We start from the raw sequence: 9,116 nt of genomic DNA, 5'->3' as shown, positions 1-9,116 counted from the left end.
TCTCTAGCAACTCCTTGTTTTCGTAGACGTTGCCAACGACTCTATAAGAGTAACTTTCATCGCCTTGTCAATCTCACAAAAGCCAATACATTTATGGTTGGCAGACTCCATTCCTAAACGAAAACCGCCAATTCCTGCGAATAAATCCAAGAATTTCACAACATCACCTCATCCCCAACTTTCACTTTCTCATACACGTCCTTCGTAACCACGAATACACCGTAGTCACGTATCGTAAGCGTGTATAGCTTGCCATGTCGTCCTTTCTCGACGACTTTACCGAAAATCTCAGCGCCTGCGTTATCCGCCTTGTAGATAACCATCGGCTTCTTCTCTTCCAAATCTCGAATCCTGTCCATCTGCCAGATATTTAATCCGGCAGACAATAAAATCCAGATAGCTATGAATCGTTTCAATCTGTTACCTCCTTGATTTTAACAAATAAGATCTTGCTGGGATTGAGCAACACAATCTCAGGACCAAGATTGATTTCAAGAAGTTGCTTGTTTTCATAACGAAATTTTAATTCATTGATAAAATCATCTCTATCTGTTTTGAATTCTATTTGCTCGCCTCCTAACCCTATGATAAACGTTATTTTCTTCATCACTCCACCCCATTTCTCAATTCAAAATCAATTCCATACATAAGCAAATGGCTTTGAAAATCAACAAATTCTTCAACCATTTCAGCTTCTTGAAAGTCGTTATTCTCGACTGAAAGCAAGAAATCATCAATATCATTTCTTTGGACACTTCCGTATTCTGTCTTTGTATGTTCCATAGCTGTTTCATAGCCATCTACATCAATTGTGTAGCGTATTCTGCCACTCGAAAAATCATATTTGTAATTCTTGATAATCATCACTCCACCTCCTCAATCTCAATCCCTGGGCAATCGAATACCCAGCCGAAATCCGCTTCTTCTAGTTGTTTTTGGGTAAAATTCGTAGCTAGTCCACCCAGAGAGAAGAATAGTTTCTTATCCCCAGCATTATAATATAGCGGTTGTTTTGTTGTTTTCATCACTACTGTATACCGCTTTTCTTCCTCGACCTCATAGCCTAAAATCCAAGCTAGTGCGAATGTTTCTTGATTATCTGCCCATTGCAGCCACTTTTTAATCTCGGTATTTTCTTCAAAGATACTCATTGCTCCAAATAGAGAACGCCCTATATTTTTTGAATGCGTTATCCAATCTGCCACAAACTGAGGTACTTTGACCGGTTTTGGTTCGTCAAGACTTTTAATAAGCTCCTCTATATATACATAAACTGCCCAGCCAGTAAGTCTTATGAGGGTTTCTTTCTGTACCTCAATCCTTTTTAACGCTTCCTGCTTATTCATCTTCCAACTCCTCGTTATATTTTTCCACCAATTCATGCAACCACGACCAAGGTTCGGTTTCTTCAACGATTGAGTCAACCTCTCTTTCTTGCAACCAAGCTGAGAAGTTAACCACATTATCAATGTAGATTGTGTCGTAATCGCCCCAATCCCAAACAGTTAAATAAATTTCTGTTTCAGTTCCATTTTCATCTTCAACCGTTATTGAACCATTTTCACCCCACGCTGTACCAAAACACAATTCGCAAGTGCCAGTCTGTTCTTCTTGGAAATCTGAATGGTATTCTGTCACTTTATATTTCATCTTCTAAAAATCTTTCAATAGCTTCTCTATAGGAGACTTTCACCAGACCGTCTAAGTCGTTCAGAGCTTCAATATAGTCTGGACGACCTTGCCCATACTGCTCTTTCAAAAATTCAACAAAGAGATGAATTTCCTGATAGGTTACTCCAACCATATTTCTTACCTCCCACTAAAACGGAAAATCATCTTCCTCAAGGGCGTATCCTGGCATTTGTTCCTCAATGTTCGAACGGTTAGCAGTATCATCACGCTTTTCAAGTCGCTCAAAACCATCTGCAACCACCTCAGTCAGATAGACCCTGCGCCCCTCCTGATTCTCATAGTTCCTTGTCTGGATGCGACCCGTCACACCAACCAGATTGCCCTTCTTGCACCATTCTGCGAATAGCTCCGCCTGCTTACGCCACATCATGCAGTTGATGAAGTCCGCCTCTCGCTCGCCGTTGGCTCCCTTGAAGTTCCGATTGACCGCCAGAGTAAAGGTAGCAACCGCCACATTCGACGGCGTATACTTCAATTCAGGGTCTTTCGTCAAGCGCCCTACCAATGTAACGTTATTGATCATCTTTCTTTTCCTTTCCTGTCGCACATTCCACAACTGAGTAACCGATAAAAAAGCACAGAAAAGTTATTCCAAATTCTTTAATAAATTCAATCATTTTCTTCTCCTTCTGAAAAAGTTGCTAAATAGTAACAATCCTTCGCACCATAGTCAAACCGTGTCGTCCGCTGACCAATGTGCTTCTGAAACCTTGGATGAGTGATAGCCGAGAAAGCCCACTGATGGTCTTCCATCTGCTCAATGAGATCATCGACATTGTCAAACCTCCCAAGAAAAAACTTGCAGTGCCCGTTGTAGACGAAATAAAGATTTAACATCAATACCTCCTAAAATTTCATAAAAGCCATCCAGTGAGTTGTCCCACGTTGCTGACCGAAAAGTGGTTGATGCGGAACCAATTCCAAAATTTCTTTAACATTTACTTGAGCATCAGACCACTTAAAAATAAGTGTTCCTCCTGTTTTCAAAACCCTAAAACATTCTTCAAAACCTTGTTGTAAATCTAATCTCCAAGTCAACAAGTCTAGTTGTCCATATTGCGCACGCATGAATGATTTCTGACCAGCCCATAGCAGGTGTGGTGGATCAAATACAACAAGGTTGAATGTTTCATCATCAAATGGCATATCTCGAAAATCTGCAACAATGTCTGGCTTAACATTGATTTTCTTTTTGTGAATCTCAAATTCCTCTTCACGTCTATCCATGTATGTTGTGTGTGGTTCATTTTTATCAAACCAAAACATTCGAGAGCCACAGCAAGCATCTAGTATTCTGATATCTTTCATCACTCCACCTCAACTGGGTAAAAGTTCCCAAAGGAACCTCTCAATGCCTTACCGACCTGTACGGCTGCCGCCCGAGAAATAAACCGCATGGCTTTCTTCTCCTCTGAACATGAAATGTCCAAGCCAGTCACTCCGATAACCACGGATCTCAGAAAGGGCTTATCCTCTCTTGTTCCATGTCTTAAAATAAACATCAGCTACCTCCATTCTAAAAATAGTGCTTCCGCTTGTTTGTCAAGTCATTGAAAACCATCAAATGGTCTTTATCTACACCCTTCATCAGTCTGGACATAAAGGGTCTGCCATATCTTTTCTGAATATCAGCAGAAGTCAAATTGGTGGTAATGATTGTATTTGAACGCTTATTCAGGATATTGTAGAGAATAGTAAACGACCATTCGCTATCCTTCTCCATGCCCAAATCATCCAAAACCAAAAACTTAGCACTGGCAATTTTATTGACCAGAAACTCTTCCTGACTAAAATCAGCTTTAATCTTCATCAGCAAGTCAGTTACGTTAATAAAAATAGCAATCTCTTTCGTGTACTCAGATAGAGCCTTAACCATAGCAAAAGCCAAATGGCTCTTACCTGTTCCAGCTTCTCCTTGTAACACGATGTTGTTCCTAGCACCCTCAGACCACTCACGACAAATCCTCTTTGCAAAAGCTAGCTTTTCCGCTTCTTTTTCGGTTGGTGTTTCAAAATTGTCCAAAGTAGCATTTTTCAAAACTTCATCATAAAGAGAGAACTTTTCAAGATAGTATTTCCTCTCTCGCTCATTCTCAGCGTCGGCCAGTTCATTCACTCTTGCTTGATTTTCCTCATGAATCCGCTCAGATTCACACATGCGGCATACAACACTCTCAGTCCTCAATATTTTTATCAAAGGAATATTATGCTTGTCGCAAAGCTCTTTCTGTTGTTCTGTATTCCTGTGATAAGATAAGGCAATTTCATCAAACACATTGTCTACCATGACAGACGACCTCCGCATTCATGCCAGCTAGCCATTTCAGACAAGCAAGCAACCACTTGATGAATTGGCTGGTTGGCTAAAAGAGTTTTCTTCTCGTAGCTTAACGGATAATAGTCAATCTCGAATTGCTCAATTAGTTCTAAAATCCCCATTCGTCCCTTACCTCCTGTTCCGATGTTTTATCGTTTTGTTGTCCTGGACGACTGTAATTCTTTCCCTCTTTATATTTTTGGTCATTCTCATCTACCTGTTCAATTGATGTGAAACCTTTCTTTTTCCAATTTTCAAGAATCCCTCTTAGATACTTAAAACTAGGTTGATGAACCTCCGAAGTTATCTCAATTGCACGGTTTAACATATCAAAATTCATTCCATCAATTCCTACATATTCAAGCAACTGTTGATGGTGTTTATCATTGATTCGAATACCACTATGTTTCAAATTTTCAGAAAGGCTGGAACTAATCATCACCTTATTATTATTTATCTCTATATCTTTATCTAATTCTTTATCTTTATCTAGTGCGTTACCATGCGTTACTGTAACGTTATGGATAACGTTATCAGTAACGTTACTTTCATTGTTTTGTGCAAGTAATTTCTGTTTTTGTCGGTGGCGTGCGGCTCTATTTCGATTTTGCTCTTTTATTTTTTCCATGCCATCAATGTTCTGATGTTTCTCCCAATTGGGTAACATTATCACTCCATCGATTTTTTCAACCATTCCAAACTTTTCAAAAACCTCAAGAGCCATACGAACTGTATTCAACGGACGATGGAACGTTTGTGCAAGCATTTCATCGGTGTATACAATGTTTTTAGAAATGGCTAGTACTCCTTTTGTATTCAATTTGCCTGCTAGTGTTATAAGTTTGATCCAGATTACAATAATTGCATCACGATCAGGTAAGGCATCAATCAGACAAATCTTTTCATCGTCAAAAATATCCGTTTTGATTTTTATCCACTTAATTTCAGACATACCTAGCACCCCACTTCCTGCGATTGGCACGATACTTCATCCGCATATCCTCATAGATGTGCCTGCCTTCCAGCTCCGTTTTTTCAATCTTTAGCAGCTTATTTTTAAGGGTCACATAACGATAGTCCTTTGCTAGTTTTTCATAGTCGGTTAGGTATTCTTTGACTAGTAATAGATTTTTATAATCGTTTTCCCATATCGTAATAAAATGTCTTGAAGTTGATTCCCTTCCTTCCAGTTCTTTAACAATCATAATCAGGTTATCCAGCCATTCAATCAATTCTTCCATTTCTGCCCTCCTCATTACAAAAGTCTGATTGCAGACTGTTTCGGCTCTGGTAAGGCTAATGGCTCAGGGCGTAAGCCTACAGGTGGTTCATTGTCGTAGGTAAAACCCTTGAACTCTCTACGGATATTCTTGCGGATTTCTTGACGCTGTGCCTCTCTACCACGTTCGTATGCATGGTTGTAGCCTTGGATAATCATAGACGCAAATTCTTGCTCTTCTCGTCTTTCTTTTTCCTTACGATCCTCTTGCAATTTGATATGACGGCAAAGCCCTGCAAATCCAATCAGCAAAGCTCCAGCACCCATCAGCTGGTCTAAAATCGGTGGTTCAAACATTTTTATCTCCTTATGCTCTTTTTGTGTTATAATATAGTCAAATAATTTTGCTAAGACCTTGTCCAGAAGCCTTTTAGTAAAGTTATTATATTTGATTAGAGAGCCATTCTTTGATGGCTCTTTTTGACCATTTCTTACCAGGTAATTCCTTTGGAAATCCCTTTAAGTAACGATAATTATCTGAAAATGTGGCATACTTAATTCCTAGAAAATCACAGGTAGTGTTCACATCCATCAACTCTGGATAGTGATCACTATCTTTTTCTATTTCGACTAGCCTTGTGATTGTGTCCTTGATAATGGACTTAATCCATTCAGATAGTGAAAGTAGAACATTGTCCATCTTCTTTCCCTCCTACCCTTCGTCAAATGAGTTCAATTTCATGATTTTCATCTTGGTATTAGTGCTTGGCTCCCACGTCATCCAGTAAGCAAGAGCAGCTTCTGCAAACTTCTTCGGTAACAAGTCATAGCGACTAATGTTGAAGTGGTCTTTAAAATCAATCTCAGCTTGTCTAAAGACTGACTGAGCGAAAATCTTATCCGCATAAGCTGGACTATCAATACCGCCCAAGCAAGCCACGACCCGAGCCTTGCGCTTCTTCAGTAGCGACTGAGCATAGCTAGGATGAATCGGTTGCTCGCTCTTTAGGTAGTCGATGTCTTCTAGCATGGTCGCCTGTTGCTCACGCAATTTCTTCTGACCAGTAAAGAGAGCGATAAAGGCATCCTCGTCCAAATCCTCGCGGATAAATCCGCCCTGCTTGCGAATAGCTGGCAAGACCTCTGATGTCACCCAGCGCTTGAATTCCTTAGCCTGAGGCAACTTGCTGGATAAGATAAGAGAGTAGAGACCAGATTCGTTGATGATGATAGTGTTTTGTGTTCTACCTAAATTGTCGGTGAGTCCGTATTTCACGGAGTCATCTTCATCAACGTGCCGAGAAATTGCGTCCAGTGGTTTAGCATATCCTAAGATATCTGCAACATCTTTCCCAACGAACCAAGGCTCGTCATCAATTATCAAAGTACGGACTTCCTGCCCGTGAAAATTAAAAATTTCGTTCATAATATTCCTTTCTAAATTTGGTATAATGAAAATAAAACGAGGTAATTCTGATGAAATTAAATCCTGATTGTATTCGTGATATCCTTTTTGTTATTGAAGAGTATTCAACATACTCTAATGATGTCTCAGAGGATAAACTATATGAAAAACTTGTTCCAAAATATTCACAAGAAGAAATCCTCTACCATGTCAGACAATGCGAACATAGTGGCTTATTTCTCGATGTACAACATTATTTTGGTGGCTTCTCAATTCAAGATTTATCTCCTTATGGTCATCAGTTCATCAATGATATTCGCCAAGATAACAATTGGAATCGAACAAAAGATATAGCAAAGAATGTTGGTTCTTTTTCACTGGATGTCCTTAAAGATATTTCATCACAAGTTATTACCAACCTCATTTCAAATCAGCTTGGCAATAAATTTTAAGTAGACAGTAGCATGGCAGCTTTCGGCCGTGCTTTTTGTTTTGATTGCTTGCACACCTTTTAATTTTTGGTTATTCAAATAAATACCATCTTCTCTTATTTTTAATTCATTCATAGCGTCTCCTTTCTAACCATCACCAAGTAGCTTCTCTGTCGTCACGCCAAGATATTTAGCAACCTTGGCAAGATTAGATGCTGATGGAGTGGATTTGTTCCATTTCGAAATCAAACCATTTGGAAATTCCAGATCTTTTTCAATGCGATAGATTGATATCCCTTGATTTGCAGCAACATCTTTGATAGTGTTGTAAATCATGCTTCCCTCCTTTTTAGAAATATTTCTACGTTTTAATTCTGATAACTCTTGACAAATAATAGAACTTATTCTATTATAAGAGTATAAGAAAAGTAGCAAATACAGATTTTATCTGTTTCTGCGTCTGTAGTATTTATTATTTTGTGTACCTCCCAAGTACAATACCATGATACCACAGAACTATTTCTATTGTCAATAGAAAATACAGAAATATTTCTATTTTTCTTAGATTTTTTCTGGAGGGTATTAGAAATGAATACTTACGAGATAATAAAAGAGCTTGTCAAACAACGTTTTATGACAGTTGCACAACTTGAACGAACTCTTGATTTATCAAATGGCTCTATTTCAAAGTGGGCAAAATCAAAACCTAATTCTGAGCCGTTAGAAAAAGTTGCCAATTACCTAAATGTTAGCACAGATTATCTTCTAGGACGTACGGACAACCCTGCGATTGCAAAGGAAACAGTAACCACTGCAGATGGCCGTATCGTTGACCTATCCAATCTTCGCGAACGTGTTGTCCTGTTCGATGGCAAGCCATTATCAGACGACGATGTAGATAAAATCGCTCAAATCATTAAACTCTCTTTGGGGGTATCGGATATTGAAAGTAAATGAACTACTAGATGAATACCAGGTCACACTCTATCTCTTCCCAGAAACCATGTGGGAGCGAAAAGGCTTCTATTTCCCCGATGAGCGCATTATTTACGTCAATGGGGATTTACCCCTAGAAGAGAGAGAAAAGGTCATCCTGCACGAATTGGGGCATATAAACCACAATCCAGCACATTACAAACGACTGCTTTACAAATATGAGAACGAAGCAGACCGCTTCATGATTCGACATCTCATCTCTGAAGAACTCGCACAGTACGAAGTATCCGACTTCAACTGGCTACAATTCGCAGAAAGACACAAAATCTCAACAACCTGGGGCGAAGATATGATTCAGGAAGAGTTTTATAGATTAATAGAAAAATTAGGAGCGTAACATAATGGGTATTCTTTCAAAATTATTCCCTAATATTTTCTCATCCACAAAGAACAATTTAGATACAAAAACTGAATTTAAAGAAACTATCATTTTTCATGACAGCTTTCTGTTAATGGGGACCAATTATCACAAAAAAGAAGCTTACCAAGTTGCTGATTTTTTAAGTGGTGGAGAACACTATTTTGGGAAAGATAATAAATACTTAAAATCATACATATTAAGAACTTATAAAACTGTTTACAAATACAATAAACTTAAAACAGTTGATGTCATCCTTCAAAGAGAACCTTTAAATAAGCATGATAAGAATGCAATAAAAATTTTAGTCAATAACACATTTGTTGGTTATATACCGGCTGAAATAGCAAGAAAAATCGCTTTTATGATCCAGAATAAAAAGTACAGATATGATGCTATCTTAACTGGTCGAGGCGGACCTTACAAAACAGTAGATTTAGATACTGAAAAAATTATAGAACGCAAAAAAGAATTGTCTTATTATCTTGATTTGACAATCTGGAAAATCGCTAAATAAAAAAAGCCCCACAATCTCCCTCGCCAAAGTTTGATTGTGAAGCTTACCCTTATAAAAAATCAGCCATTAAAAAGGCCTCTTTTCTATACCCTATTTTACACCATGAAAGGGGTGATGTCAATATTCTCAATGTTTAGACCTTGTCCAGAAGCTGATAAACAAGGAGAATACAATGAAATAT

The 9,116-nt window shown here is 38.4% G+C and carries 23 protein-coding genes and 1 pseudogene; 4 read left to right on the top strand and 20 right to left on the bottom strand.

Going from position 1 to position 9,116, the window contains the following annotated elements; genetic code table 11:
- Nucleotides 1-63 precede the first annotated feature (63 nt).
- From DSY56_RS12745 to DSY56_RS10730, 18 genes and pseudogenes are all read right to left on the bottom strand, one after another.
- Nucleotides 64-159: pseudogene (locus tag DSY56_RS12745) on the bottom strand (DNA cytosine methyltransferase); the annotation flags it as partial.
- Nucleotides 156-416 carry a DUF1372 family protein gene (locus DSY56_RS10805; protein WP_050242943.1) on the bottom strand — a complete coding sequence of 87 codons (261 nt, stop codon included), beginning with the start codon at nt 414-416 and terminating at the stop codon, nt 156-158. The gene DSY56_RS10805 and the pseudogene DSY56_RS12745, both read right to left, overlap by 4 nt.
- The gene (locus DSY56_RS10800) at nt 413-607 is read right to left on the bottom strand and encodes a hypothetical protein (protein WP_000724358.1); all 195 of its coding nucleotides are present in this window, start codon (nt 605-607) and stop codon (nt 413-415) included. Before DSY56_RS10800 ends, DSY56_RS10805 begins: the two co-directional genes overlap by 4 nt.
- Nucleotides 607-864, bottom strand: a complete 258-nt coding sequence (locus DSY56_RS10795; RefSeq protein ID WP_000584495.1) for a hypothetical protein — start codon at nt 862-864, stop codon at nt 607-609. The genes DSY56_RS10800 and DSY56_RS10795 overlap by 1 nt, the downstream gene beginning before the upstream one ends.
- Nucleotides 864-1,346, bottom strand: coding sequence for a DUF1642 domain-containing protein (locus DSY56_RS10790; protein WP_112445635.1), 483 nt, complete (start codon nt 1,344-1,346; stop codon nt 864-866). Before DSY56_RS10790 ends, DSY56_RS10795 begins: the two co-directional genes overlap by 1 nt.
- Nucleotides 1,339-1,650, bottom strand: a complete 312-nt coding sequence (locus DSY56_RS10785) for a hypothetical protein (protein ID WP_112445633.1) — start codon at nt 1,648-1,650, stop codon at nt 1,339-1,341. The genes DSY56_RS10790 and DSY56_RS10785 overlap by 8 nt, the downstream gene beginning before the upstream one ends.
- Nucleotides 1,640-1,804 carry a hypothetical protein gene (locus DSY56_RS10780; protein ID WP_112445631.1) on the bottom strand — a complete coding sequence of 55 codons (165 nt, stop codon included), beginning with the start codon at nt 1,802-1,804 and terminating at the stop codon, nt 1,640-1,642. The genes DSY56_RS10785 and DSY56_RS10780 overlap by 11 nt, the downstream gene beginning before the upstream one ends.
- Before the next feature lie 15 nt (nt 1,805-1,819).
- Complete coding sequence (gene ssb / locus DSY56_RS10775; RefSeq protein WP_000609557.1) at nt 1,820-2,215, bottom strand: single-stranded DNA-binding protein; 396 nt, start codon at nt 2,213-2,215, stop codon at nt 1,820-1,822.
- A gap of 86 nt (nt 2,216-2,301) precedes the next feature.
- Nucleotides 2,302-2,529 (bottom strand): hypothetical protein, encoded by a 228-nt coding sequence (locus DSY56_RS10770; protein WP_112445629.1) that lies wholly within the window; start codon nt 2,527-2,529, stop codon nt 2,302-2,304.
- A 9-nt stretch (nt 2,530-2,538) separates the two neighbouring features.
- Nucleotides 2,539-3,000 (bottom strand): class I SAM-dependent methyltransferase, encoded by a 462-nt coding sequence (locus DSY56_RS10765; protein WP_070478287.1) that lies wholly within the window; start codon nt 2,998-3,000, stop codon nt 2,539-2,541.
- Complete coding sequence (locus DSY56_RS10760; protein ID WP_112445627.1) at nt 3,000-3,194, bottom strand: hypothetical protein; 195 nt, start codon at nt 3,192-3,194, stop codon at nt 3,000-3,002. Before DSY56_RS10760 ends, DSY56_RS10765 begins: the two co-directional genes overlap by 1 nt.
- A 14-nt stretch (nt 3,195-3,208) precedes the next feature.
- Nucleotides 3,209-3,979, bottom strand: a complete 771-nt coding sequence (locus DSY56_RS10755) for an ATP-binding protein (protein WP_112445625.1) — start codon at nt 3,977-3,979, stop codon at nt 3,209-3,211.
- Entirely contained in the window at nt 3,973-4,131 is a 159-nt protein-coding gene (locus tag DSY56_RS12110; RefSeq protein ID WP_000511766.1) for a hypothetical protein, read from the bottom strand. The genes DSY56_RS10755 and DSY56_RS12110 overlap by 7 nt, the downstream gene beginning before the upstream one ends.
- Nucleotides 4,119-4,961: a phage replisome organizer N-terminal domain-containing protein gene (locus DSY56_RS10750; protein ID WP_112445623.1), complete on the bottom strand. Its 843-nt coding sequence runs from the start codon at nt 4,959-4,961 to the stop codon at nt 4,119-4,121. Before DSY56_RS10750 ends, DSY56_RS12110 begins: the two co-directional genes overlap by 13 nt.
- Nucleotides 4,954-5,250, bottom strand: a complete 297-nt coding sequence (locus DSY56_RS10745) for a hypothetical protein (protein WP_112445621.1) — start codon at nt 5,248-5,250, stop codon at nt 4,954-4,956. The genes DSY56_RS10750 and DSY56_RS10745 overlap by 8 nt, the downstream gene beginning before the upstream one ends.
- 14 nt (nt 5,251-5,264) lie before the next feature.
- A complete protein-coding gene (locus DSY56_RS10740; RefSeq protein ID WP_112445619.1) occupies nt 5,265-5,585 on the bottom strand; it encodes a hypothetical protein in 321 nt (106 codons plus the stop codon).
- Between the two features lie 85 nt (nt 5,586-5,670).
- The gene (locus DSY56_RS10735) at nt 5,671-5,928 is read right to left on the bottom strand and encodes a hypothetical protein (RefSeq protein WP_000370958.1); all 258 of its coding nucleotides are present in this window, start codon (nt 5,926-5,928) and stop codon (nt 5,671-5,673) included.
- Nucleotides 5,929-5,940: 12 nt separating this feature from the next.
- Entirely contained in the window at nt 5,941-6,654 is a 714-nt protein-coding gene (locus DSY56_RS10730; protein ID WP_112445617.1) for an ORF6C domain-containing protein, read from the bottom strand.
- Nucleotides 6,655-6,704: 50 nt separating this feature from the next.
- Between DSY56_RS10730 and DSY56_RS10725 the strand changes: the two genes are divergently transcribed.
- Entirely contained in the window at nt 6,705-7,085 is a 381-nt protein-coding gene (locus DSY56_RS10725) for a DUF2513 domain-containing protein (RefSeq protein ID WP_112445615.1), read from the top strand.
- On the opposite strand, the gene DSY56_RS11950 is transcribed toward DSY56_RS10725, so the two are convergent.
- Together DSY56_RS11950 and DSY56_RS10720 are read right to left on the bottom strand one after the other, a co-directional pair.
- Entirely contained in the window at nt 7,059-7,199 is a 141-nt protein-coding gene (locus DSY56_RS11950; protein ID WP_160109928.1) for a hypothetical protein, read from the bottom strand. The genes DSY56_RS10725 and DSY56_RS11950 overlap by 27 nt on opposite strands.
- Before the next feature lie 12 nt (nt 7,200-7,211).
- A complete protein-coding gene (locus DSY56_RS10720; RefSeq protein ID WP_033687750.1) occupies nt 7,212-7,400 on the bottom strand; it encodes a helix-turn-helix domain-containing protein in 189 nt (62 codons plus the stop codon).
- A 252-nt stretch (nt 7,401-7,652) separates the two neighbouring features.
- On the opposite strand from DSY56_RS10720, the gene DSY56_RS10715 reads away from it, so the two are divergent.
- From DSY56_RS10715 to DSY56_RS10705, 3 genes are read left to right on the top strand one after another with little or no spacing between them, the layout of a single operon-like run.
- Entirely contained in the window at nt 7,653-8,021 is a 369-nt protein-coding gene (locus tag DSY56_RS10715) for a helix-turn-helix domain-containing protein (RefSeq protein ID WP_055314765.1), read from the top strand.
- On the top strand, nt 8,005-8,397 hold the full coding sequence (locus DSY56_RS10710) for an ImmA/IrrE family metallo-endopeptidase (protein ID WP_234990582.1): 393 nt from the start codon (nt 8,005-8,007) through the stop codon (nt 8,395-8,397). The genes DSY56_RS10715 and DSY56_RS10710 overlap by 17 nt, the downstream gene beginning before the upstream one ends.
- A 4-nt stretch (nt 8,398-8,401) precedes the next feature.
- The gene (locus DSY56_RS10705; RefSeq protein ID WP_078154686.1) at nt 8,402-8,935 is read left to right on the top strand and encodes an HIRAN domain-containing protein; all 534 of its coding nucleotides are present in this window, start codon (nt 8,402-8,404) and stop codon (nt 8,933-8,935) included.
- The last annotated feature ends 181 nt before the right edge of the window (nt 8,936-9,116 follow it).

It is taken from the genome of Streptococcus sp. 596553 (assembly GCF_900411395.1).
Taxonomy (GTDB): domain Bacteria; phylum Bacillota; class Bacilli; order Lactobacillales; family Streptococcaceae; genus Streptococcus; species Streptococcus mitis_BA.
This window is presented reverse-complemented; position numbering and strand designations above follow the sequence as displayed.

What these genes read in the sequence shown, in the direction of transcription:
- DSY56_RS10800 (WP_000724358.1), bottom strand. Translation starts at nt 607, where the DNA reads ATGAAGAAAATAACGTTTATCATAGGGTTAGGAGGCGAGCAAATAGAA.
- DSY56_RS10795 (WP_000584495.1), bottom strand. Translation starts at nt 864, where the DNA reads ATGATTATCAAGAATTACAAATATGATTTTTCGAGTGGCAGAATACGC.
- DSY56_RS10790 (WP_112445635.1), bottom strand. Translation starts at nt 1,346, where the DNA reads ATGAATAAGCAGGAAGCGTTAAAAAGGATTGAGGTACAGAAAGAAACC.
- DSY56_RS10785 (WP_112445633.1), bottom strand. Translation starts at nt 1,650, where the DNA reads ATGAAATATAAAGTGACAGAATACCATTCAGATTTCCAAGAAGAACAG.
- DSY56_RS10780 (WP_112445631.1), bottom strand. Translation starts at nt 1,804, where the DNA reads ATGGTTGGAGTAACCTATCAGGAAATTCATCTCTTTGTTGAATTTTTG.
- ssb (WP_000609557.1), bottom strand. Translation starts at nt 2,215, where the DNA reads ATGATCAATAACGTTACATTGGTAGGGCGCTTGACGAAAGACCCTGAA.
- DSY56_RS10770 (WP_112445629.1), bottom strand. Translation starts at nt 2,529, where the DNA reads ATGTTAAATCTTTATTTCGTCTACAACGGGCACTGCAAGTTTTTTCTT.
- DSY56_RS10765 (WP_070478287.1), bottom strand. Translation starts at nt 3,000, where the DNA reads ATGAAAGATATCAGAATACTAGATGCTTGCTGTGGCTCTCGAATGTTT.
- DSY56_RS10760 (WP_112445627.1), bottom strand. Translation starts at nt 3,194, where the DNA reads ATGTTTATTTTAAGACATGGAACAAGAGAGGATAAGCCCTTTCTGAGA.
- DSY56_RS10755 (WP_112445625.1), bottom strand. Translation starts at nt 3,979, where the DNA reads ATGGTAGACAATGTGTTTGATGAAATTGCCTTATCTTATCACAGGAAT.
- DSY56_RS12110 (WP_000511766.1), bottom strand. Translation starts at nt 4,131, where the DNA reads ATGGGGATTTTAGAACTAATTGAGCAATTCGAGATTGACTATTATCCG.
- DSY56_RS10750 (WP_112445623.1), bottom strand. Translation starts at nt 4,961, where the DNA reads ATGTCTGAAATTAAGTGGATAAAAATCAAAACGGATATTTTTGACGAT.
- DSY56_RS10745 (WP_112445621.1), bottom strand. Translation starts at nt 5,250, where the DNA reads ATGGAAGAATTGATTGAATGGCTGGATAACCTGATTATGATTGTTAAA.
- DSY56_RS10740 (WP_112445619.1), bottom strand. Translation starts at nt 5,585, where the DNA reads ATGTTTGAACCACCGATTTTAGACCAGCTGATGGGTGCTGGAGCTTTG.
- DSY56_RS10735 (WP_000370958.1), bottom strand. Translation starts at nt 5,928, where the DNA reads ATGGACAATGTTCTACTTTCACTATCTGAATGGATTAAGTCCATTATC.
- DSY56_RS10730 (WP_112445617.1), bottom strand. Translation starts at nt 6,654, where the DNA reads ATGAACGAAATTTTTAATTTTCACGGGCAGGAAGTCCGTACTTTGATA.
- DSY56_RS10725 (WP_112445615.1), top strand. Translation starts at nt 6,705, where the DNA reads ATGAAATTAAATCCTGATTGTATTCGTGATATCCTTTTTGTTATTGAA.
- DSY56_RS11950 (WP_160109928.1), bottom strand. Translation starts at nt 7,199, where the DNA reads ATGAATGAATTAAAAATAAGAGAAGATGGTATTTATTTGAATAACCAA.
- DSY56_RS10720 (WP_033687750.1), bottom strand. Translation starts at nt 7,400, where the DNA reads ATGATTTACAACACTATCAAAGATGTTGCTGCAAATCAAGGGATATCA.
- DSY56_RS10715 (WP_055314765.1), top strand. Translation starts at nt 7,653, where the DNA reads ATGAATACTTACGAGATAATAAAAGAGCTTGTCAAACAACGTTTTATG.
- DSY56_RS10705 (WP_078154686.1), top strand. Translation starts at nt 8,402, where the DNA reads ATGGGTATTCTTTCAAAATTATTCCCTAATATTTTCTCATCCACAAAG.